Below are 21638 nucleotides of genomic sequence, written 5' to 3' on the forward strand. Positions count from 1 at the left end.
ATTAATTTATGACCACTGAAAATAATAGTTACGATTCTTCCAACATTAAAGTTTTAAAGGGATTAGACGCTGTCAGAAAACGCCCAGGCATGTATATAGGAGATACAGATGATGGTACGGGCTTGCATCACATGGTCTTCGAAGTTTTAGATAATTCAATTGATGAATCTCTAGCAGGACATTGTACTGAAATCAATGTTCGTATACATCCAGATGATTCAGTTTCAGTAGAAGATAATGGCCGCGGAATTCCCGTGGACATGCATGAAGGTGAAGGCGTTTCTGCCGCAGAAGTTATCATGACTGTACTGCATGCCGGCGGCAAATTTGATGATAACTCATATAAAGTCTCAGGTGGTCTTCATGGGGTTGGTATTTCAGTGGTCAATGCATTATCAAAAAAACTGACACTTGAAATAAAACGTAACGGTTATTTTCATAAACAGAGTTATACACACGGTGTACCCGATGCACCATTAACAGCATTTGAAGCAACCGAAGAAACTGGTACAAAAATACAATTTTGGCCAAGTGAAGAAACCTTTACCCAGATCACCTATGATTACAAAATTCTTGCCAAACGAATCCGGGAACTCGCTTTTTTAAACTCAGGCGTCAGAATAGTACTGACGGATGAAAGGGATGAAAAAACCGAAGTCTTTCATTATGAAGGTGGTATCAGCGCATTTGTTACGCATCTGAATAAAAATAAAACCTTCGTACATGAACACGTCATTAATATAAGTGGCACAAGAGACGACGTCGTTGTTGAGTTGGCAATGCAATGGAATGATTCTTATCAGGAAAATATTTATTGTTTTACCAATAACATTCCACAACGAGATGGTGGTACACATTTGGCTGGTTTTAGGGCAGCACTGACCAGAAGCTTAAATCAATATATCGACAGCGAAGGTTTGGCGAAAAAATCAAAAGTGGTCACCAGTGGTGATGATGCACGTGAAGGGCTGACTGCTGTGTTATCGGTTAAAGTACCTGACCCGAAATTTTCATCACAGACAAAAGATAAGCTGGTTTCATCAGAAGTTCGTACCATTGTTGAGTCACTGGTAAATGAACATTTCCAGGACTTTCTGATTGAAAATCCAAGCGAAGCAAAACTGATCGCCAATAAGATGATTGATGCGGCACGTGCACGGGATGCTGCACGTAAAGCACGTGAGTTAACGCGACGCAAGGGCGTATTGGATATTGCCGGTTTACCGGGAAAACTGGCAGATTGCCAGGAAAGAGATCCTGCACAATCTGAACTGTTCTTAGTGGAAGGGGACTCGGCCGGTGGAAGTGCCAAACAAGGCCGCGACCGTCGAACTCAGGCAATTCTACCTTTGAAGGGAAAAATCTTAAACGTTGAGCGCGCTCGATTTGACAAGATGATTGGCTCTGCTGAGGTAGGAACATTAATTACGGCACTAGGGTGTGGTATTGGCCGTGATGAATATGATCCGGAAAAGCTTCGCTACCACCACATTATTATAATGACCGATGCGGACGTCGACGGTTCACACATCCGTACCTTGTTACTCACGTTCTTCTACAGACAAATGCCAGAATTGATTGAGCGCGGACATGTGTATATCGCACAGCCTCCTTTGTATAAAATCAAAAAAGGTAAACAGGAACGTTACGTTAAAGATGACGCTGAAATGGAACGCTATCTGACGGAAGTCGCTTTGACCAACGCGGTACTCTATCCAACCGCAGAGGGTGTTCCAATCGAAGGCAATGCGCTGGCGCAACTGGTAAATGAATATCAAACTATCAGAGCGATCATCACCCGGTTAGCCAATCATTATTATCCGGCATTTCTGGATGAATTGATCTATCAAACAGCGATACCTGAATTTACCGATAACGCGGCAATGAAAGCATGGTTGAAAGCCATTGAGCAACGGATGAACTCAATTATGCCAACCGGCACTTATTTTGTTCTGGATCTGCAAAAACATGACAAAGAGCCTATGCCGCATGTGAATATCAGCTTTACCCGGCATGGCATCAGTAATGACTTTCATGTGCCCGGTGAGTTTTTTGCCAGTACGGAATATCAAAAAATCATGTCTTTCTCTAATAAAATCAATGGCCTATTCGGTGAAGGGGCCAGAATTGAGCGTGGAGAAAGAAATGAAAATGTTCAGCATTTCTCCCAAGCGGTTAGATGGTTAATGGCCGAAGCGCGTCGTGGCCAGCATGTACAACGTTATAAAGGCCTGGGTGAGATGAATCCAGAACAGTTGTGGGAAACCACCATGGATAAATCAAAGCGTCGCCTGCTCCAGGTAAGAATTTCAGATGCCATTACTGCAGATGAAACCTTTAACACTTTAATGGGCGATAACGTAGAGCCGCGGAGAGAATTTATTGAAACCCACGCTTTACAGGCATCGAACTTAGATATATAACTATAGGGAATTCTTCCCGTTCCACACGGTCATAGAGAAGGCCATTCAGTAAATCTGAATGGCCTTTTGTTTATTATTCAGGAGAGAAAAATGTCGATGAATGACGCTCGTTATGATCAAGGCCAGATAATCTTGCATTGGTTAATAGCGGCGATGATATTTTTTATGTTGGGTTTGGGATTGTGGATGGTAGGATTGCCAAAAGAATCTGAATTGCCACCAGGACAGGAAAGCGTACGTGCATTCTGGTTTTTATTACATAAATCAATGGGAATCACGATCGCTGCATTTATTATATTACGTGTAATATGGCGATTGACCCATACTGCTCCCCCGTTACCAGATAGCGTGCCGAGTTGGCAGCAAAGACTGTCTGGCTTTGTCCATTTTCTATTATATGGATTGATGATCGCCATGCCGATAACAGGCTATCTTCAATCAATGTACAGTAAATATGACACAAAGCTGTGGGGGGTAACGCTACCTCGATTAGCAGAGGGTGATGCAGTCGCCAGAGAAACGTTCACCGACATTCACCAGGCATTAGCGTATATTTTTATTGCTGTATTAGTACTACATGTTGGGGCCGCTATGAAACATAGGTTAAGCGGCTCTGAGGTGACGCGCAGGATGTCATTATGGAAATAGCGGTAAAGATGTCGCTAAATATAAAAAAAGGCCCTTATAAGGGCCTTTTTTTAGGAATACGCATCGTGGATTAATGCAATTTAATCTTGGGATGAACACTCCGGCGGAACAGATGTGATAACGAAAGCATCAGCACACGAAATGGGCCAAATAAAGCAACCTGATGCATTTTGTATAAAGACAAATACATCATGCGTGCCATCAGTCCTTCAACCTTCATACTGCCCTTGCTTAAATTACCCATCAGATTACCGACCGTACCATAGCGTCCTAAAGAAACCAGTGAACCATAGTCATGGTAGTGATATTCCGGCAGTTCCTTGTCTTTCATCCGATTGACAATAGACTTGTAAACCAGCGAGGCCATTTGGTGCGCGGCCTGGGCACGCGGGGGAACATTCTGATCCTGTCCTATCCATTTACAGGCACAGCAGTCACCTATCGCATAAATATCATCGTCAAATGTGGTTTGAAGCGTCTGTTTTACGACTAATTGGTTCATCCAGTTGGTTTCAAGCCCGTCAATATCTTTGAGAAACTCAGGCGCTTTAATGCCCGCAGCCCAGACCTTGATTGCGGCAGGGATATTACGGCCACTTTGCGTTTTGATCTCAGTATCAGTCACTTCTATGACACGCTCACCAGTAAGGATTTCTACGCCAAGTTCATTCAGCTCCTGTTGAGCCGCGGCAGAAATATTCTCGGGCAACCCAGGCAAAATACGATCAGCAGCTTCGATTAAAGTAAGCTTTACATCTTGTGGTTTAACTTCATCCAGTCCATAAGCATTTAACAGATGTGAGACTTCGTAGAGCTGCGCGCATAACTCGACGCCAGTAGCACCAGCACCGACAATGGCAATATTTAACTGCCCCTCATCAAGAGGGCGACCTTGCGTATGGGCACGCAGATAAGATTCTAATAACTGATTCTGGAAATATTCGGCTTGTTTAGTGGTATCCAGGAACAGACAATGATCGCTAACTCCTTTGATACCAAAGTCATGACTGACACTGCCAACAGAAATAATGAGATAGTCATAATCAAAACTACGACGCGGAATAATTTCAACACCGTCTTCGTTGAAGGTTGGCGCAACGGTTATTTGTTTATTTTGACGATCAAGGCCTTCCATTCTACCGAGACGAAAACGAAAACCACTGCACATGGCCTGACTCAAATATTCAATTTCGTCTTCATGAGAGTCAAGAGTTCCGGCAGCAACTTCATGTAAAAGGGGTTTCCAGATATGCGTGTGAGTACTACTCACCAGAGTAACTTGGGCTTTCTTTTTCTTACCAAGTTTTTTCCCCAGTTTGGTAACCAGTTCCAGGCCACCTGCTCCACCACCGACAACTACAATTTTTGGCACTTCTTCAGACATAGATATGCGACTCCCATCAATCCGTTGCAAATTATGTGGTTAATTTTAACTTATCTGTAAAGCCGTAACCTATCTAATTTTTACTACTAGGTCAGAGTCTGGCAAAATTCAAGGCTTAACATCAAGTGAGAACGAACAATGCAATCACGGCCTGAAAAGCCAAAACTGGCCTGGGCAATCTCAGGGTCGGGGCATTATCTGGACGAATGTCTGGAAATAATCCGCGATTTACCTGATGTCGACTTGTTTTACAGCAGAGCCGGGGAAGAAGTTATCCGTATGTACGGTCACGATCCTAAGGCGTTGAACAATGGGGGACATGTCTATCGGGATAGAGCTGCCAGCTCACCGCCTGTCGGGTTATTTTATCGAGGCGATTACCACACCCTGGTAGTTGCACCGGCAACGTCAAATACCGTGGCCAAAATGGTAATGGGCTTATCTGATACGTTGGTTACCAATGTTTATGCGCAAGCAGGAAAATGCCGTGTACCAAGTATTGTATTAGCCTGTGATGCTATTCCTGAAGTTGATACCCCTGCTCCCGATCGGATGGTGCGATTATGGCCCAGAGCTGTGGATCTGGGGCATACCGAAAAACTGCGCACCTTTGAGGCGACAACCGTAGTGGAATCCGCAGAAGCGTTATACGAAACACTCAAAAAACGTCTGGAACAAGTTAACGCCGATCATGGCTGAAACCATTCTTTTTCTCACCGGAAAACTTGCTCAACCGAGTGTTGAAAAGGTGTTGAATGAAATGGCGCCTTTGCCGTTTGACTATAGAGTGCATCAGCTAGGCTTATCCGTGGCGGCATTAATGACAGATAAAATGATTGCTCGGCGGTTGAAAGCGGAAGACTACGCTGGATGCAAACAGATTATCGTTCCTGGACGATGTCGTGGGGATTTAGCAGAGTTGAGTAAAAATTTAGGTATCGAAGTCGTTCGCGGTCCAGATGAAATTAAAGATCTACCGGTGTTTTTTGGCAAAGCCCGAAAAATTCCAGATCTTAGTCGTTATGATGTAAATATTTTTGCTGAGATTGTCGATGCGCCGCAACGAGATATCGAAGGCATTCTGGAACGAGCCCGTTATTATGGGGACTCGGGTGCCAATGTGATTGACATCGGTTGCCTGCCGGAAGAAAAATTTCCATTAATGGAAGAAGCCATAGCCGCCCTGCATGACAATGGCTTTAAAGTTAGTGTGGACTCACTATCGATGGATGACTTGAGACGAGCGGCTAAAGCTGGGGCAGATTACCTGCTTAGTCTGACAGAAGACACCATCGATCTGGCTAAAGAAACCGATGCCATCCCTATTCTGGTGCCCGCAGAACCAGGATCCTTGGCATCGTTAGAACGCGCCATGGAAGCCATGGATAAAATCGGTAAACCCTGGATAGCCGATCCGATTCTGGATCCGATTCACTTTGGCCTGACCGACTCCATTGTTCGTTATCATACGCTAAGACAGAAATATCCCGATGCGCCAATGATGATGGGGATTGGTAACCTGACGGAGCTGACGGATGCGGATACCAGCGGAATCAATGCCCTGCTGTTTGGCATTATTTCTGAGTTAAAAATTACCAATGTGCTGGCTACCGAAGTCAGCCCTCATGCCCGGCGAGCAATTAAAGAAGCAGACGTTGCTAGACGGATGATGTTTGCTGCACGAGATGATAATAGTCTGCCTCGTGATTTCACAGCAGACTTACTGGTCAGTCACGAACGCAGGCCATTTACGGATACGGAGCAGGAAATTATTCAGCTCTCGGAAAATATAAAAGATCCTAATTACCGGATTAAGATTGCCCCGCAGGGCATTTATGTTTTTAACCGTGATGGTTTGATACAGGATACCGATCCGTTTGCTTTTTATCCGCAATTGCAGGTTAAAGACGATCCAGGTCACGCCTTTTATCTTGGGGTGGAGTTGGCCCGTGCTCAGATAGCCTGGCAACTTGGCAAACGTTACACCCAGGACGAGGATTTGCAATGGGGTTGCGCCGTTGAGCCCGAGCCAGAGGATCTGACCGAGCAAAAAGCGGAAGGTACCACTATGAGAAAACGTAAACAGCGTGCCTGTGGAACGGCTGAAACTGAGAAACCAAATAAAAAGGAGCGCGCCTGTGGCACGGCTGATCAGTCGGATACATGAAGTTATCGTTGTCACGATAGCTGAAAATGGTAAACCGCATTTAGCACCAATGGGTATATCGGAAGTAAATGGTCACTTTCAGATTAAACCCTTTAAGCCCTCGAGCACTTATGACAACCTGATCCGTCATGGCCAATGCTCAATTAATTTTGTCGATGATGTGCGGATTTTTGCCGGGGCGTTAACCGGCCACCGGGATTGGCCTACATCCCCTTGTCAGCAGATTGAGGGCGAGTACATCAGTGATGCGTTATCACATATCGAACTGGAGATGGTTCGATTGGTGGACACCGATCCACGTGCCTGTTTTTACGGTGCGGTGATTTGCGATGTTAATCACAAACCGTTCAGAGGTTTTAATCGTGCGCAGAATGCTGTGATAGAAGCGGCTATTCTGGTGAGTCGCCTGGACATGTTATCTGAACAGAAAATCCGTGAGGAGATCGCCTATCTCACCATTGCAATAGATAAAACCGCAGGTGAACGAGAACTGGAAGCATGGAACTGGTTAATGGAAAGAGTAAAACTTGCCGGAATAGAATTAAATCATGACTAGGTGGCTGGCCAGCGTACAATCCCTTGAGGAAGCTCAATCATTGATTGAGCACCTGCCAGATATCCTGGATATGAAAAATCCTTCACAAGGCGCTCTAGGCGCATTAACGCATCAAACCGTAACAGAGATTGTTCGCTGGGTTAATCATCGTTGTCTGTGCAGTGCGACGGTGGGAGATTTAACGATGCAGGCGGATATCTTATCTGCTGCAATTTCAGACATGGCTGCGACGGGTGTTGATTATGTCAAAATCGGTATCTTTGATGAACCGGATCTTAGCCGTTGCATTGAGCAACTCGAGTCAACAATCAAAGCCATCCATACCCCGGTTATCGCTGTAATGTTTGCCGATCAATTGCCAGCACAAAAAATGATTCCGACGTTAGCCAAAGCAGGTTTTGCCGGAGTAATGCTGGATACCGCCATAAAGAACGGTCAGGGTTTACTCGACCATTTATCCATCGGAACATTAAAGAGATTTGTAGTTGAAGCCAAATCCGCAGGGTTACTGTGCGGTTTGGCCGGTGCCTTGACAATCGAAAATATTCAGCAGCTAAGCCCGTTGGAAGCCGATTATTTAGGTTTTCGTAGTGCGTTATGTCATCAGCAGACCCGCACCAGTTTTCTGGATCCAGAGTTAGCTAAACAGATCCACAGCCAAATGAATGCAGGTATGCCAAAAGCCAAAACCGGTTAATTGCCAGCTGAAACGGTTCGTTTAACCAAAGCCATGACTAAAGGTCGTACGAACAAAATACATACAAATGCTGCTGGCATGGCGACTTTATAAGCAACCAATGCATCATAAAGAAGCTTTCCATTAATACCCTGATGTACTGCGGTAATAATCAAACACATCAATGCTGCCATAATCGAAGCCATGTAAAAGGCAAATACATAAGGTGTAAGGCGCGCTGGTAGTTTGCCAAATGTTCTTTTAGCCACGTTGACACAGTTGGAATTATTTTTCATTTAAGTCTCCAGCTCGTTGAATGCTGGGGCTACCTTACCGCTGGAAATTGCTTATCAGTAGCCGCTAGACACTATAAACACTCATAAGCTAATCTTACGAAACTCTCAAACAATTGATATTAATGACTTATGGATACAATGCGCGGTGTGGAAACATTTGTTCGAGCAGTTGAATTGGGAAGTATTGCAGCCGCTGCACGCCGTCTTGGTATCAGCGCCGCGGCAGCCAGTCAAAATATTGCTCGACTGGAAACCGCGCTGGGAGCGCGTTTATTAACTCGAACAACTCGTAGTCTGGCCTTAACCGATAATGGTGAGGTGTATTTCCAGCGGGTCAAAGGCTTGTTGAATGAGCTGGAGCTTGCCAAACAAGCGGTTTCAGCGATGCAGGGTCAGGTTGGAGGAAAGCTCACCATTGCCTGTTCAGCTGCTTTTTCGCGGCATGTTTTGGCGCCATTAATTCCAGGGTTCAATCAACGTTATCCACAAATCAGTCTGGAATTACTGGCTACAGATCGACGTATTGATCATCTAAAAGAAGGTATTGATATCAGTATCCGTATTCGCCAACAATTACAGGATGGATTGGTGGCAAGACGAATTGCGACATTGCCATTAATCTTTTGTGCATCGCCGGAATATCTCCAGCGAGCAGGTTATCCGGATACCCCGCAGGCTTTGTTAAATCATGATTGTTTGATGTTTCGGATCCCGGTGGATGGTCATATTTTCCGCTGGGCTTTTATTCGGGAAGGTCGGCGTTATGAGCCTGATATTAACGCAACAGCGGTAAGTGATGATATTGATATGTTGGCTAAAATGGCGGTAGCAGGTGGCGGCATAACCCGTTTGGCAGCATTTGTCGCAGAACCTTACCTGGCATCAGGTCAATTAAATCAATTATTTGGGGCGGAGCATCTGTCAGAGGTTAAAGCGGAAGCGGAACCCTTAGAGTTTTATTTCTGTGTGACAGATCGTTATGCCAAAACACCTAAAGTCGCCGCATTTTTTGATTATTTGTATGAGCATTTGCCCGACAAATGGCATGTAAAAAGCGGGTAGAGAAAACGATTCTCCCTACCCGATTTTTCTAGCTAAGCGGCAAGTTGATTTCTCAACAATCTGGCAGCTGAAACCATCGCTTTCAGCGCCGGCTCTACTTCCTCCCAGCGACGGGTTTTCAAACCGCAGTCAGGATTGACCCATAATTGCTGCTTATCGATACGCTGTGCAGCGAGTTTTAATAACTCGACCATCGACTGTTCAGAGGGAGTGTTCGGGCTATGAATATCATAAACGCCGGGTCCAATCGCGTTTGGATAGTCAAAGTCACGAAATACATCCAGTAATTCCATCTGTGACCGGGAGGTTTCAATGGTGATCACATCGGCATCCATTGCGGCGATGGCTTCGATAATGTCATTGAACTCGGAATAACACATATGGGTATGGATCTGTGTTTCATCTCCTACTCCATTGGCTGAGATCTTGAAGCTTTCCACCGCCCAATCGAGATACGCCTGCCATTGAGATTGTCGTAAAGGCAAACCCTCACGTAACGCGGCTTCATCAATCTGGATGATTTTCACACCTGCTGCTTCCAAATCAATCACTTCATCACGAATGGCCAATGAAATTTGCTTACAAGTCTCGCTGCGCGATTGATCATCTCTGACAAACGACCAGTTGAGAATCGTAACTGGCCCCGTCAACATGCCCTTAACCGGTTTGTCAGTAAGAGATTGGGCATATTGGGTCCACTCTACCGTCATTGGACGCGGCCGTGATACATCACCAAAAATAATGGGTGGTTTAACACAGCGTGAACCATAGGACTGCACCCAGCCATTATCCGTAAATGCAAAGCCTTGTAGTTGTTGACCAAAATACTCGACCATGTCATTCCGTTCTGCTTCACCGTGCACCAAAACGTCCAGATCCAATTCCAGCTGTTTATCAATGGCGTAGCGAATTTCTGCCTGCATCTGCTGTTGATATTCGGCATTGCCCAGTTGGCCCAGACGAAATTGTTTACGTGCCTGACGAATCACATTGGTTTGTGGAAAAGAGCCGATGGTGGTGGTTGGAAATGCCGGTAATTGTAAGTCCGTCTGTTGGATCGCAGCACGTTCAGTGTAATTACTTTGACGCAGTGCCAGCTCGGGCTGGATAGCCTCGCAGCGTTGCTTGACTGCAGGATTGTGAACCCGAGTCGATTGCTGGCGGTGTTGAATGGCCTGATTATTGTCTGCCAGTTGTGTTGTTACGCTATCACGTCCTGCATTAAGTGCCCGAGCCAATACTTGCAGCTCATCCAGTTTTTGTACAGCAAAGGCTAACCAGTCATGTACCTCAGCATCCAGATGCTGTTCAGATTGCAAATCAATAGGCACATGTAACAGTGAGCAGCTTGGTGCCAGCCATAAGCGATTTGCAAGGCGTTTGTGTATCGGTTCAAGCAGATTAAGTGTTTGGTTTAAATTGGTTTTCCAGATGTTTCGACCATTGATAACCCCCAGCGATAAAATTTTATGCGATGGCAGCCAATCCACCACACGGATAATTTCATCCGCCGCGTTTATCGCATCAAGATGAAAGCCTGCCGTTGGTAATTCACATGCCAGTTGCAGATTCTGTTTTAGTTGACCGAAATAGGTGGTCAGAAGCAGCTTAACCTGAGACTTGGCTAATGAAAAATAGGCTTTTTGCAGAGCCTGCTGCCACTCAACAGAGAGCTCAGTAACCAGAATGGGTTCATCAATTTGTACCCATTCAACACCGGCCTTAGCTAATCCATCCAGAATTTCAGCATAAACCGGTAATATTCTTTCCAATAAAGCCAGTTTGTCGCTTTCATCTTTGGTTTTGCCCAGCCATAAATAGCTGACTGGACCAACCAATACAGGTTTAGCGTTGTAACCCGCAGTCTTTACTTCTGTAATTTGAGATAGCAATCTATCTGGATGAGCTGAAAAGTCGGTATCAGCAGTAAATTCAGGCACCAGATAGTGATAGTTGGTATCAAACCATTTAGTCATTTCAGCTGCGTCAATTTGATGATCACAGCAAGTCGAACCAGCCTGACCACGTGATGCCTGAAAATATTGGATTAAAGCATCGGCATTTTTATCCACCCTTGTCGGCAGATTGCCGAGCATCTGACTGGTGTCCAGCACATGGTCGTAAAAAGAAAAGTCTCCGACAGGCAACAGATCCAGTTCGCCTTGCAGTGCCCAATGCCGTAAACGTAATGTTTTGCCGGTTTCTTCTAATGCCTCGGTATTAATTTCGCCCCGCCAGTAGCGTTCCAATGCAAATTTTAATTCGCGTCGTTCACCAATACGTGGAAAACCAAGATTATGTGTGCTGACCATTCGATATCCTCTCAATCGGTTTTAAAGCAGCCCATTGTAATCAGCTTAATTTATGAGTAATAATGATGATTGTTAACAAATTTATGAGATATATTCATATATGATCGAGCGAGCGCATTTACGCATTATTCAGGCATTGGCTGAAAACGGCAGTTTAACGGCGGCAGCGAATGCATTATTTGTTACGCAATCGGCTTTATCTCATCAGATCCGCTACCTTGAGCAGAAATTGGAAATCAGTTTGTGGCAGCGCGATGGACGAAAATTAAGACTGACCCAGGCTGGTGAATTGATGTTGCAGGTTGCTCAGCAAGTTTTACCGGTTTTAGAGCAGACCGAGCAAACCTTGCAGGCATATGCTGAAGGACGTGCAGGAATACTGCGCATCGGCGTGGAATGTCATCCCTGTTATGAATGGCTGAAAAAAATTCTGGCTGATTTTCTGCGGGAAATGCCGCAGATGGATGTGGATATCGTGCATCAATTCCAGTTTTCCGGAATGGAAGGTCTGTTAAATCATCATATTGATTTGCTGGTGACACCGGATGCGGTTAATCAGGTTGGAGTACTTTATCAACCGATGTTTGATTATGAGCTGGTGCTGTTGGTGGAAGAAAATCACCCATTAGCCCGGCAAAGTTATATTGAGGCATCAGCTCTACAGAATGAGTTATTGCTGACCTTTCCGGTAGCCCATGAACGCCTGGATGTCTTTACTCAGTTTTTAATGCCTGCGGGAATTCATCCACGAAGCAAAGCCATGCAATCCATGGATATCATGGTACAAATGGTGGCCTTGCAAAGAGGTATAACCGTTTTGCCTAACTGGTTGGCGATGGAGTTTTGTCAAACCCTGCCGGTAAGGGCTATACGTCTTGGCAAAAAAGGCCTGGCTAAAAAACTTTTTGCGGCTATCAGAGAATCGGATGAAGAGGTCAGCTATTTACAACGGTTTATCACTCTCGGCAAACAATCCAGGATACCCCCTACGCTCTAACGCTTAGGTACGATCGTCCAGAACACGGTACAAGATTTCGCGGATGGACTGCGGTTCAAAAGGCTTATCAAGAATCGCTGAAACCCCTGCTTGTTCAACCTGACCCAGTCGGGTCTGATTTTGTTCACTGGTCACTACTAAGATCGGTACAAATGTATTGCCCATTTCGCTGCGAATGTGTTCCACCAGAGCCTGACCATCCATTTTTGGCATATTCAAATCGGTCACGACCAAATCAAAGCTTTGCTGTTTAAGAATTTCAATGGCTTCAATACCATTTTCAGCCTGATGAATCTGATTAATTCCCATGCTTTGAAAAACCCGACAAAGGTGATTTCGTGAGACCAGACTGTCATCAACCAGTAACACTTCCAGTTGATCGACTTCATAATTCTGCAATTCGATTTCAGTTGGATCAATGTGCTGTAGTGTTGTACGTATAGCTCTTTGCAGGTTCGCGTGATCAAAAGGTTTTGGCAGGATGGCAACCACACCGGATTGTCGTAATGGTTCCAGGGCATCAATATTTGATTCGCTGGAGATCAGCATAAAATGCGTATTTTCCAGATTATCTATGCTGCGTATCGAGGAAAGTAGTTCGGTGGCAGTCATATCAGGCAGATACATTGCGCTGATAACGAGGTCAGGAGGATATTTTTGCATGGCTTCAATGGCTTGGGCCCCATCATGAACACCGTCGATTTTAGTGACCCCCGCCTGTTGCAATTCGCGCATAATAATTTTCAGCTGAACGGAAGATGGTTCAACCAATAATATTGAGAGTTCTGATTCATTCAGTGAATACATGCGACTTCCGTTTTAGCGAATGACAAGACCCGTTTCGACTTGCTGGCGGGTAGTTTTATTGATCAATTTTTCGATAATCATCAAGGCAAAACTGATTGCCGTCCCCGGACCTCGTGAAGTAATGACGTTATTGTCACAAACGACAGCTTCATTACTGAGTTGGATTTCAGGCCACTCAACAGCCTCAAGTGCGCCAGGGTAACAGCTGACCTTGAGTCCCTTCAGTAAGCCGGAATGCGCTAACACCATCGGTGCCGCACATATTGCTCCAATCCATTTGTCGCCTTGATGCAAACGTTTAATCAGCGCATGAATGCGAGGATCGACATCAAGATTATTAGTGCCGGGTTGTCCTCCCGGCAAAATCAGCATATCAAAATCATCATTAATAACTTCATCCAGAGTGGTGTCCGCAACTAACCGGACACCACGACTGGCATTGATTTGTTGATGCCTGGTTAAGCTGGCAGTAACAACGTTTATTTCCGCTCTTCTGAGAATATCTATCACAGTCACGGCTTCGAGCTCTTCAAAGCCTTCTGCAAGCGGTATTAATACAGTTTTCATGATGTGAATAACGTTTTAACGTTTGCTCATGAGGCTCATGCCTTTCAACAGGTTTAATGCTTGAGACAGCGGATAATCACGCAGCGCTAAAGGTTGTTTTTCCTCTTCATCTGCAGACGGTTTTTCGCCCAGCTCTTCCAGCATGCCATTTTCCAGATGACGACTCAGATCCGCCTCACGTAAAGGTTGAAAGCCGTTATCTTCGGCTGCACTGATTTGCAGAGCATCAAGCTTGATATCCGGTTCAATACCATCCGCCTGTATGGAACGGCCGGATGGCGTGTAATAACGTGCAGTTGTCATTTTCACTGCTGTATCATTGGTCAGTGGCATAACCGTTTGAACGGATCCTTTGCCAAAGGTTTTAGTGCCAAGAATAACCGCTCGCTGATGGTCCTGCAGGGCGCCAGCCACGATTTCGGAAGCAGAAGCCGAACCACCGTTGACCAGCACCACAATCGGCGCGCCATTCAGCATATCGCCCGGTTTGGCGTGGAATTTTTGATCTGAATCCTGAATGCGGCCTTCAGTGTAAACAATCATGCCTTTGTTAAGGAAAGCGTCAGAAACTTCAACCGCTGCATCTAATACCCCACCCGGATTATTACGTAAATCCAAAACCAGACCTTTTAATTTTCCACCATTGTCAGTTTTTAGTTGATTTATGGCCTCGCGCAGGCTTTCTCCCGTTGGAGATTGAAAGGTACTTATGCGGACATAGCCATAACCTGATTCTAAAGTTTCTGTACGGACGCTTTTCACTTTGATGATGGCGCGAGTCAATTCAAGCTTAAGCGGTTTATCAGCACCTTCACGGATAATTGTCAGCATAATTTTACTACCCGGTTCGCCGCGCATAATTTCAACTGCTTCAGCCAGGCTTAATCCTTTGACCGGAGTATCATCCAGACGAATAATTAAATCACCTGATTTGACACCAGCTTCTGCAGCTGGGGTTTCATCAATAGGCGCTACTACTTTAACGAAGCCATCTTCCATTGAGACTTCAATACCCAGGCCGCCAAATTCACCGGAGGTTCCTTCACGTAAATCTTTGAATTCACCTAAGTCCAAATAGGCTGAGTGGGGGTCGAGCCCGGATAACATGCCGCGAATGGCATTTTCCAGCAAAGTTTTGTCTTCCACCGGCTCAACATAACTGCTTTTTATACGGCCGAAAATTTCAGAGAAAGCCCTTAAATCATCAATCGGCAAGTCAGGTTTGGCGACAGGGTTTTTATCGGCTAACACCATTTGGCCAAAAATCAATGTGATGCCGATAATGACACCCGCTGTTACCAGCGCAAAATCTCGTTTCAAAAAGCGCATATGAACTTTATTCCTTATTTCTAATTAACCCTGCTTGCGCAGCCATTGTATCGGATTGGTTGGACTGCCTTTATGACGTACTTCAAAATATAATCCAGCGGTTTGTCTGACACCTTGGTCGCCACTCTGTGCAATTACCTGACCGGCTTTCACAACATCACCCGTGTTTTTAAGGAGACTGTCATTGTTGCCATAAAGTGTCATGAATTGTTCGCCATGGTCGATAATGATTAACAAGCCAAAGCCTTTCATCCAGTCGGCAAACACGACTCTTCCATCCGCGCTGGCCTTTACTGATGAACCTTTCTCAGAAGCTATCAGTATGCCCTTCCAACTGAGTTTATCAAGATTACGTTGACTACCATAGCTCGCCAGAATTTTCCCCGTCAAAGGCCACTGTAACTTTCCACTCAGACTCGAGAAACGTTCACTTGGTTTCACTGGCGCTGCAGGTGGAGGCCTTTTGGCCGCCTTTTTGGCAAGAGTGTCTAATAAAGACTGTAAATTTTTTTCTTCTTCTTTTAATGCTGAGAGTTGAGCATCTTGCCCGGAGATTTTCTTATTCAGTGCCGCAAGCGTTCTTTCCCGTTCAGCGGTTTGTTGTTTTAAAGCTTCCTGTTGCGACAGTTGTTGCTGTTCAAGTTCGCCAAGATTTTTTTTAACAGCATAAATGGCTTTTTCCTGTTCAGTTAAATTCTGTAATGTGGCTTGCAGGGCGTCAATCTGCTCCTGACGAGCGGTATGAAAATAACGGTAATACGTATTACTGCGACTGACATGTTCTGGTGATTGTTCTGACAATAATATCTTCAGGTAGCTTGGTTGAGCATTCATAAAGGCTGAGCGAATCTGTTCATTCAGCGCTGCCAGTTGTTTTTCCTGTTGCTGCTGGTTAAGTCCCTGCTGTTGCTGCAGATTGAGTAATTCGTCATCTTTGACAGCGATTGACTGTTTTATCTGGTTTAACTCACGGTTGATTTCTGAAACCTTAAGACTTTGTTTCTTTAATTGCTGTTGCAGCTCGGCCTGGGTTTTTTTATTGAGATTAAGGGTTTTATCCAACTCAGAGATTTCGCCCCGTACCGCTTCCAGCTTTTTAGCCGATGAAGGTTCAGCCGTCAACGTTAACGGCTGAACCAGCCAAAACAGCAGAATTAAATATCGTGTCATGGTGCGTATGTTCAGAGTAATTTTACCAGCAGGTGAGTATTCATTTCGGCCGGAATGGTCAGGCCCATAAGGTTTAACATGGTTGGCGCAATGTCAGACAAGCCTCCCTGCTCCGCACAAATGGCTGGACGACCAGCGTAAATAAACGGTACAAGATTGCTGGTATGAGCTGTGTGAGCTTGTCCTTTTTCATCATCAAGCATTTTTTCTGCATTGCCGTGATCTGCAGTCACCAGCATCTCACCACCACTTTCTTTTAAAGCCGACCAGATTTTGCCAAGACAGTTATCCAGGGCTTCAATGGCTTTGACGGCGGCATCAAAATTACCGGTATGGCCTACCATGTCGGCATTAGCAAAGTTACAGATAATGACATCATATTGATTGCTATGAATGGCTTTGACTAATTTTTCAGCAACTTCAGCGGCATTCATTTCAGGTTGTTTATCATAGGTATCAACTTTAGGAGATGGCACCAGAATTCTGTCTTCTCCCTCGTAGGGAGCATCTCGCCCACCGTTGAAAAAGAAAGTGACATGCGCATACTTTTCGGTTTCGGCTATACGTAACTGTTTTAAGCCAACATTAGCAATGCACTCCCCCAGCAGATTATTGAGTTTTTCCGGCGGGAAAGCCACGGGAACAACAAAATCCTTTTTATACTCGGTTAACGTCACATACTGAGAAAGTTTTGGCGTTCGCGGCTTGGGGAAATCACTAAAGTCAGGATCAATAAATGTCTGTGTCAGTTCACGAGCCCGATCAGCGCGAAAGTTCATAAACACGATACTGTCGCCATCTTCAATTGGCGCCGCTTCGCCAATAAGGGTCGCTTTAACAAATTCGTCTGTTTCACCGCGAGCATATGCATTTTCAATGGCTTCAAAAGCAGTGTCTGCGTGATAAGGTGCATTTGCGTTGGTAATCAGCTCATAAGCCTGCTGAACTCTATCCCAGCGCTTATCGCGATCCATTGCGTAATAACGACCGATCACGCTGGCAAAGCGTCCCTCGCCGGTTTCGTTAAAACTGGCTTGCATATTTTCGACAAATTGCAGGGCAGACTTGGGTGAAGTATCCCGGCCATCCAGAAAGGCGTGTAAATAGATTTTTTTGGCCCCACGATCGGCCGCTAGCTTAACCATGGCATGAATATGGCTTTCGTGACTGTGGACCCCGCCATCTGACAGCAAACCCATAATGTGCAGGGCCTTATTGTTTTGTACAACGTCATCCACCACATCTGTAAGGGTTTGATTGCTAAAGAATGATCCCGTACGAATGGCACGGCTTATCCGGGTAAACTCCTGATAAACCACGCGGCCAGCACCGATATTTAGGTGCCCTACTTCTGAATTCCCCATTTGTTCGCCTGGCAGGCCGACGCCTGCACCGGAGGCGTTGATCAGGGTGTGCGGGTAATCATTCCAAAGATGATCCCAGACAGGGGTGTTGGCTGCCATGATGGCATTATGCTTTGCTTCCTCACTATAACCCCAGCCATCCAGAATTATCAGCGCAAGTGGGCGGTGCATGTGGCTCATGGATTTATCCTTATAACACGGGTTGAGACGGCTTGCGGTTGTCAAAAACAGTGAACACTGCAAATCAACAACAATGCTGTGTATTATATGGGCTTTTGTAATCAATTACAGTTGCAATCGCATTGACTGACATCATTTCACATACTGGAAACCCGCAAATGCATGCTTTAGATGAAGATATTGAACGCGCCGCATTTGCGCTGAAAGCAATGTCAAATCCATTGCGTTTGAAAATTCTTTGTACCTTAGGTGATAAAGAGCTGTCAGTGCAGGATATTGTCGATCATGTTGGCACCACACAGAGTAACGTGTCTCAGCATCTTGCCAAATTAAAAGAAAAAAATATTTTAGCGGCCAGACGAGATGCAAATCGGATATTTTACCGCGTTAAAGATGATCGTCTGTTGCGACTCATCAGTATGATGTGTGAACTATTTGGCACGAAATAAATATCATCAATATTCTTAATTTTAGGGTTGTTTAATGGAAAATCTGGGCGAATTTATTGTTAATCATTGGATACTGTCCAGCTTGTTTGTCGTACTGCTATGGTTGGTGTTTTCCGATTCCTTAACACGCAAACTCAGTGGTTTTAATACAGTTGATGTAACGACGGCTGTCAATCTGGTGAATCAGCAGAAAGGCTGTTTTGTGGATGTGCGTGATAAAGCCGCATTCGAAAGCTCACATATCGTTGATTCAGTGAACGTACCGCTGGCAGATATCGATGCGAACCTGAAGCCATTAAAAAAGAAAGAGCAACCAATCGTCTTGGTTTGCGACAGCGGCCAACGTGCTAAATCTGCGGCAAAGCAGTTTAAGGCTCGTGGTTACACCAATATTCATGTGCTGTCTGGCGGCTTACACGCTTGGCGAGATGCCAAATTGCCGCTGTTCAGTTAAAAGCTTGGAACGCACTGTTATGAATAAAGTCATCATTTACTCATCCGCACATTGCCCTTATTGCGTTATGGCAAAGCAATTATTGGATCGTAAAGGCATTAGCTACGATGAAATCCGAGTGGATCAGCATCCTGAAAAACGTGAAGAAATGATGCAGAAAAGTCAGCGTCGTACCGTGCCGCAAATATTTATTAATGGTAAAGCAGTCGGTGGTTACACCGATTTGGTTGATATTGATCGTTCTGGTCAGCTCGATGCTTTACTGACAAAAAATTAAATTTTAACGAGAGGGAAAATCATGGCTGAAGAAAATGCAGCAGCAACAGAAGAGCAACAACCTAAGTTCATCATTCAAAAAATCTATACCAAAGATATTTCATTTGAAACGCCTAATTCGCCGGCAATCTTTCGTGAAGAATGGAAGCCGAAACTGGATCTGCAGTTAGGTAATGAATATACCCGTCTCGATGAAGATACTCATGAAATCATTCTGATTGTTACCGTAACAGCCAAAGTGAATGATCAAGTTGCCTTTATTGCTGAGGTGAAGCAGGCTGGAATTTTCACTTTAACGGGTTACAGCAAAGAAGAAATGGGGCCTTTAGTTGGCAGTTATTGCCCGAATACGATTTTTCCTTTTGCCCGTGAAGTCGTTTCAGATGTCGTTATCAAAGGCGGTTTCCCGCAGTTGGTATTGGCACCAGTGAATTTTGATGCAGTTTACAGACATCAAATTGACCAGGCACGCCAGCAAACTGAAGCAGCACAGAATACGCATTAGAACCTGAATTCACGGCAATGACCTCATTTGCTTTAATGCCAACTTTAGTGATTGGTGCCGGTGCCTGGGGAACAGCGCTGGCGATTGCTATGGCCAGAAATGGCCATGAAATCTGGTTATGGGGCCGTGATAAAGAACAGCTTGCGCGAATAGCGGCAGAACGGATGAACAGCCGTTATCTGCCGGAAATTATTCTGCCGGACACATTAAAAATTGAAATGGATCTGGAAAAGGCACTCACCCACTGCAAACATGTAATGGTGTCAGTGCCTAGCGCGGCTTTTAGTGAGACATTGCTGAGAATCAAACCTGTTTTGCCACAAGGTATTCCTGTTAGCTGGTCAACTAAAGGTTTAACGCCGCATACTGGTCAGTTTCTGCACGATACGGCGATTGAAATACTTGGTGCAAAACACTCACTGGCAGTCGTATCGGGCCCATCATTTGCAGCAGAAGTTGCAGCCGGATTGCCCACCGCTTTAACCGTAGCTTCCCGGAATACCGAATTTGCGAATGCATTAGCCAATGCCCTTCACAGCAGCACTTTACGAGCTTATACCACCAATGATGTGTTGGGTGTGCAAGTTGGTGGCACCGTTAAAAATGTGCTGGCAATCGCCGCAGGGATCTGTGATGGCCTGGGGTATGGTGCCAATGCGAGGGCAGCTTTATTAACGCGAGGCATGGCTGAAATCATGCGGTTAGCCAGTACGTTGGGCGCTGAACCGGAAACCATGTTTGGCTTGTCTGGCATGGGAGATTTGATCCTCACTTGTACAGACAATCAGAGCCGTAACCGCCAGCTAGGCTTAGCCATAGGTTCCGGACTGACAGTTGATGAGGCGGTGTTAAAAGTGGGTAAAACAGTGGAAGGCATGCATGCTGCCAGAGAAGTTTTATTACGCGCGCAGCAAGCCGGAATTGAAATGCCGATTGTTGAGCAGGTATGCAAAATCCTGTTTGAAGGGTACGATCCGCGCAAATCTGTTCAGGCGTTATTATGTCGTGAACAAAAAGCAGAGTCTCCGGTAGTCGGATAAACGTGATACGAATTAATTGAGGAAATTTATATGCAAGGCATTGTGAAATACAGCAGCATCATTGCACTCAGTATGGCAATGACGGTCGGCTTGTCTGCCTGTGGCAACCCCTTCAGTAAAAAATCATCAAATGATGATGAAGTTGTCATGTCACAAAGTGGTCCGATACTTTGGGAATCAAATCTGCAATACGTTCGGTTGGTAGAGCGTGATCAGCCAGGAACCAATCAGCATCCGTTGCCAATAAATCAGGACGAAATGCGTGAGGTACTGTCATCGCTTTACGTCAACCAACGCGTATTATTAAGAACTCAGCAAGTCCCCTTGTTTTCTCCGGGTGAACTGCAAATTTTAAGTTCAACATTAGCGCAGGGGCTAAACCGTGCCCAGCCCAACGAAGATATTACGTTTGTTACCTTGGGTGTTCATGCCGGTGCGATTGCGGCAGAACGCAAAACCAATAGTGGCCGGGTATTTGTCGATAATAATGGCCGTTTGAATATCATTTTTGGTCTTCTGCATGAGGAGTACCGTGATAAAGAACAGTATACCGGCCAGGAGATTGATCGCCGGGTAAATCCATTATTACCGGGTAACCGTAGATCAGACTCTCAGCCAGCAACCAAAGTGGCTTTGGATAATGGTGTGTCATATTACCAAGAGGATGGATCGGAACGGTCTGACTGGGTTGTAATTGATATTCCAACCGTATTAGCCACTGCAGCCGAGCGGAAAGGCCAGGATACGGGTGCATTAACCCCGGAAATGCGTGAAGAGATTGCCAGAACCAAGCGCCAAACAGATAATCTGACTGACGATGTAGCCAATATCAAGGAAGTCCTGTTTGAAATGTCTGAGCAACTTGAACAGCTCAAACAGCAACTGGAAGAAAATAAGGAATAAACTATCCTGATAATGATAAAAAGGCGCTTAAAGCGCCTTTTTTATTGGTCTTGACCCGTCCTAAATAAGGTTG

At 45.2% G+C, this 21638-nt stretch carries 22 protein-coding genes; 14 read left to right on the forward strand and 8 right to left on the reverse strand.

The window, feature by feature from the left end:
- The first annotated feature begins 8 nt into the window (after nt 1-8).
- Nucleotides 9-2423, forward strand: coding sequence for a DNA topoisomerase (ATP-hydrolyzing) subunit B (gene gyrB, locus B2W60_RS00655; protein ID WP_292361070.1), 2415 nt, complete (start codon nt 9-11; stop codon nt 2421-2423).
- Nucleotides 2424-2513: 90 nt separating this feature from the next.
- Nucleotides 2514-3071: a cytochrome b gene (locus B2W60_RS00660; protein WP_292361068.1), complete on the forward strand. Its 558-nt coding sequence runs from the start codon at nt 2514-2516 to the stop codon at nt 3069-3071.
- A gap of 70 nt (nt 3072-3141) precedes the next feature.
- Here B2W60_RS00660 and B2W60_RS00665 read toward each other — a convergent pair whose 3' ends face one another.
- Nucleotides 3142-4455: an NAD(P)/FAD-dependent oxidoreductase gene (locus tag B2W60_RS00665; protein ID WP_292361066.1), complete on the reverse strand. Its 1314-nt coding sequence runs from the start codon at nt 4453-4455 to the stop codon at nt 3142-3144.
- Nucleotides 4456-4593: 138 nt separating this feature from the next.
- Between B2W60_RS00665 and B2W60_RS00670 the strand changes: the two genes are divergently transcribed.
- From B2W60_RS00670 to B2W60_RS00685, 4 genes are read left to right on the forward strand one after another with little or no spacing between them, the layout of a single operon-like run.
- A complete protein-coding gene (locus tag B2W60_RS00670) occupies nt 4594-5154 on the forward strand; it encodes a flavoprotein (protein WP_292361065.1) in 561 nt (186 codons plus the stop codon).
- Nucleotides 5147-6622: a DUF6513 domain-containing protein gene (locus B2W60_RS00675; protein WP_292361063.1), complete on the forward strand. Its 1476-nt coding sequence runs from the start codon at nt 5147-5149 to the stop codon at nt 6620-6622. Before B2W60_RS00670 ends, B2W60_RS00675 begins: the two co-directional genes overlap by 8 nt.
- On the forward strand, nt 6594-7178 hold the full coding sequence (locus tag B2W60_RS00680; protein ID WP_292361061.1) for a DUF447 domain-containing protein: 585 nt from the start codon (nt 6594-6596) through the stop codon (nt 7176-7178). Before B2W60_RS00675 ends, B2W60_RS00680 begins: the two co-directional genes overlap by 29 nt.
- Nucleotides 7171-7875, forward strand: a complete 705-nt coding sequence (locus tag B2W60_RS00685) for a (5-formylfuran-3-yl)methyl phosphate synthase (RefSeq protein WP_292361059.1) — start codon at nt 7171-7173, stop codon at nt 7873-7875. The genes B2W60_RS00680 and B2W60_RS00685 overlap by 8 nt, the downstream gene beginning before the upstream one ends.
- Here B2W60_RS00685 and B2W60_RS00690 read toward each other — a convergent pair.
- On the reverse strand, nt 7872-8150 hold the full coding sequence (locus B2W60_RS00690) for a DUF2798 domain-containing protein (RefSeq protein WP_292361057.1): 279 nt from the start codon (nt 8148-8150) through the stop codon (nt 7872-7874). The two genes, B2W60_RS00685 and B2W60_RS00690, sit on opposite strands and share 4 nt — an antisense overlap.
- A 129-nt stretch (nt 8151-8279) precedes the next feature.
- On the opposite strand from B2W60_RS00690, the gene B2W60_RS00695 reads away from it, so the two are divergent.
- Nucleotides 8280-9212, forward strand: a complete 933-nt coding sequence (locus B2W60_RS00695; RefSeq protein ID WP_292361055.1) for a LysR family transcriptional regulator — start codon at nt 8280-8282, stop codon at nt 9210-9212.
- Nucleotides 9213-9244: 32 nt separating this feature from the next.
- Here B2W60_RS00695 and metE read toward each other — a convergent pair whose 3' ends face one another.
- On the reverse strand, nt 9245-11524 hold the full coding sequence (gene metE / locus B2W60_RS00700) for a 5-methyltetrahydropteroyltriglutamate--homocysteine S-methyltransferase (protein ID WP_292361053.1): 2280 nt from the start codon (nt 11522-11524) through the stop codon (nt 9245-9247).
- A gap of 100 nt (nt 11525-11624) precedes the next feature.
- Between metE and B2W60_RS00705 the strand changes: the two genes are divergently transcribed.
- Nucleotides 11625-12521: a LysR family transcriptional regulator gene (locus B2W60_RS00705; RefSeq protein ID WP_292361052.1), complete on the forward strand. Its 897-nt coding sequence runs from the start codon at nt 11625-11627 to the stop codon at nt 12519-12521.
- Nucleotides 12522-12524: 3 nt separating this feature from the next.
- On the opposite strand, the gene B2W60_RS00710 is transcribed toward B2W60_RS00705, so the two are convergent.
- The 5 genes from B2W60_RS00710 to gpmI are packed head-to-tail and all read right to left on the reverse strand — an operon-like array spanning nt 12525 to nt 17938.
- On the reverse strand, nt 12525-13328 hold the full coding sequence (locus B2W60_RS00710; protein ID WP_292361051.1) for a response regulator: 804 nt from the start codon (nt 13326-13328) through the stop codon (nt 12525-12527).
- Nucleotides 13329-13340: 12 nt separating this feature from the next.
- A complete protein-coding gene (locus B2W60_RS00715) occupies nt 13341-13895 on the reverse strand; it encodes a DJ-1 family glyoxalase III (RefSeq protein ID WP_292361049.1) in 555 nt (184 codons plus the stop codon).
- Between the two features lie 15 nt (nt 13896-13910).
- Nucleotides 13911-15224 carry a S41 family peptidase gene (locus B2W60_RS00720; protein ID WP_292361047.1) on the reverse strand — a complete coding sequence of 438 codons (1314 nt, stop codon included), beginning with the start codon at nt 15222-15224 and terminating at the stop codon, nt 13911-13913.
- Between the two features lie 24 nt (nt 15225-15248).
- Complete coding sequence (locus B2W60_RS00725) at nt 15249-16394, reverse strand: murein hydrolase activator EnvC family protein (protein WP_292361045.1); 1146 nt, start codon at nt 16392-16394, stop codon at nt 15249-15251.
- An 11-nt stretch (nt 16395-16405) separates the two neighbouring features.
- On the reverse strand, nt 16406-17938 hold the full coding sequence (gene gpmI, locus B2W60_RS00730) for a 2,3-bisphosphoglycerate-independent phosphoglycerate mutase (protein ID WP_292361043.1): 1533 nt from the start codon (nt 17936-17938) through the stop codon (nt 16406-16408).
- Nucleotides 17939-18096: 158 nt separating this feature from the next.
- Here gpmI and B2W60_RS00735 point away from each other — a divergent pair, with 158 nt between their 5' ends.
- From B2W60_RS00735 to B2W60_RS00760, 6 genes are read left to right on the forward strand one after another with little or no spacing between them, the layout of a single operon-like run.
- A complete protein-coding gene (locus B2W60_RS00735) occupies nt 18097-18387 on the forward strand; it encodes an ArsR/SmtB family transcription factor (RefSeq protein WP_292361041.1) in 291 nt (96 codons plus the stop codon).
- A 34-nt stretch (nt 18388-18421) separates the two neighbouring features.
- Nucleotides 18422-18841: a rhodanese-like domain-containing protein gene (locus B2W60_RS00740; RefSeq protein ID WP_292361039.1), complete on the forward strand. Its 420-nt coding sequence runs from the start codon at nt 18422-18424 to the stop codon at nt 18839-18841.
- Between the two features lie 19 nt (nt 18842-18860).
- The gene (grxC, locus tag B2W60_RS00745; RefSeq protein ID WP_292361037.1) at nt 18861-19118 is read left to right on the forward strand and encodes a glutaredoxin 3; all 258 of its coding nucleotides are present in this window, start codon (nt 18861-18863) and stop codon (nt 19116-19118) included.
- 21 nt (nt 19119-19139) lie between these two features.
- A complete protein-coding gene (gene secB / locus B2W60_RS00750; RefSeq protein ID WP_292361035.1) occupies nt 19140-19622 on the forward strand; it encodes a protein-export chaperone SecB in 483 nt (160 codons plus the stop codon).
- Nucleotides 19623-19639: 17 nt separating this feature from the next.
- Entirely contained in the window at nt 19640-20662 is a 1023-nt protein-coding gene (locus B2W60_RS00755; RefSeq protein WP_292361033.1) for an NAD(P)H-dependent glycerol-3-phosphate dehydrogenase, read from the forward strand.
- A 30-nt stretch (nt 20663-20692) separates the two neighbouring features.
- Nucleotides 20693-21565 carry a hypothetical protein gene (locus B2W60_RS00760; RefSeq protein WP_292361031.1) on the forward strand — a complete coding sequence of 291 codons (873 nt, stop codon included), beginning with the start codon at nt 20693-20695 and terminating at the stop codon, nt 21563-21565.
- Nucleotides 21566-21638: the final 73 nt, after the last annotated feature.

The organism is Methylophaga sp. UBA2496 (assembly GCF_002341635.1).
In the GTDB taxonomy this organism is placed as follows: Bacteria; Pseudomonadota; Gammaproteobacteria; order Nitrosococcales; family Methylophagaceae; genus Methylophaga.

Bases quoted from the DNA above. Each gene is read 5' to 3' on its own strand.
- B2W60_RS00675 (WP_292361063.1), top strand. From the start codon at position 5,147: ATGGCTGAAACCATTCTTTTTCTCACCGGAAAACTTGCTCAACCGAGT.
- B2W60_RS00715 (WP_292361049.1), bottom strand. From the start codon at position 13,895: ATGAAAACTGTATTAATACCGCTTGCAGAAGGCTTTGAAGAGCTCGAA.
- gpmI (WP_292361043.1), bottom strand. From the start codon at position 17,938: ATGAGCCACATGCACCGCCCACTTGCGCTGATAATTCTGGATGGCTGG.
- secB (WP_292361035.1), top strand. From the start codon at position 19,140: ATGGCTGAAGAAAATGCAGCAGCAACAGAAGAGCAACAACCTAAGTTC.
- B2W60_RS00695 (WP_292361055.1), top strand. From the start codon at position 8,280: ATGGATACAATGCGCGGTGTGGAAACATTTGTTCGAGCAGTTGAATTG.
- metE (WP_292361053.1), bottom strand. From the start codon at position 11,524: ATGGTCAGCACACATAATCTTGGTTTTCCACGTATTGGTGAACGACGC.
- B2W60_RS00760 (WP_292361031.1), top strand. From the start codon at position 20,693: ATGCAAGGCATTGTGAAATACAGCAGCATCATTGCACTCAGTATGGCA.
- B2W60_RS00720 (WP_292361047.1), bottom strand. From the start codon at position 15,224: ATGCGCTTTTTGAAACGAGATTTTGCGCTGGTAACAGCGGGTGTCATT.
- B2W60_RS00665 (WP_292361066.1), bottom strand. From the start codon at position 4,455: ATGTCTGAAGAAGTGCCAAAAATTGTAGTTGTCGGTGGTGGAGCAGGT.
- B2W60_RS00735 (WP_292361041.1), top strand. From the start codon at position 18,097: ATGCATGCTTTAGATGAAGATATTGAACGCGCCGCATTTGCGCTGAAA.
- gyrB (WP_292361070.1), top strand. From the start codon at position 9: ATGACCACTGAAAATAATAGTTACGATTCTTCCAACATTAAAGTTTTA.
- B2W60_RS00725 (WP_292361045.1), bottom strand. From the start codon at position 16,394: ATGACACGATATTTAATTCTGCTGTTTTGGCTGGTTCAGCCGTTAACG.
- B2W60_RS00685 (WP_292361059.1), top strand. From the start codon at position 7,171: ATGACTAGGTGGCTGGCCAGCGTACAATCCCTTGAGGAAGCTCAATCA.
- B2W60_RS00705 (WP_292361052.1), top strand. From the start codon at position 11,625: ATGATCGAGCGAGCGCATTTACGCATTATTCAGGCATTGGCTGAAAAC.
- grxC (WP_292361037.1), top strand. From the start codon at position 18,861: ATGAATAAAGTCATCATTTACTCATCCGCACATTGCCCTTATTGCGTT.
- B2W60_RS00710 (WP_292361051.1), bottom strand. From the start codon at position 13,328: ATGTATTCACTGAATGAATCAGAACTCTCAATATTATTGGTTGAACCA.
- B2W60_RS00690 (WP_292361057.1), bottom strand. From the start codon at position 8,150: ATGAAAAATAATTCCAACTGTGTCAACGTGGCTAAAAGAACATTTGGC.
- B2W60_RS00660 (WP_292361068.1), top strand. From the start codon at position 2,514: ATGTCGATGAATGACGCTCGTTATGATCAAGGCCAGATAATCTTGCAT.
- B2W60_RS00670 (WP_292361065.1), top strand. From the start codon at position 4,594: ATGCAATCACGGCCTGAAAAGCCAAAACTGGCCTGGGCAATCTCAGGG.
- B2W60_RS00740 (WP_292361039.1), top strand. From the start codon at position 18,422: ATGGAAAATCTGGGCGAATTTATTGTTAATCATTGGATACTGTCCAGC.
- B2W60_RS00755 (WP_292361033.1), top strand. From the start codon at position 19,640: ATGACCTCATTTGCTTTAATGCCAACTTTAGTGATTGGTGCCGGTGCC.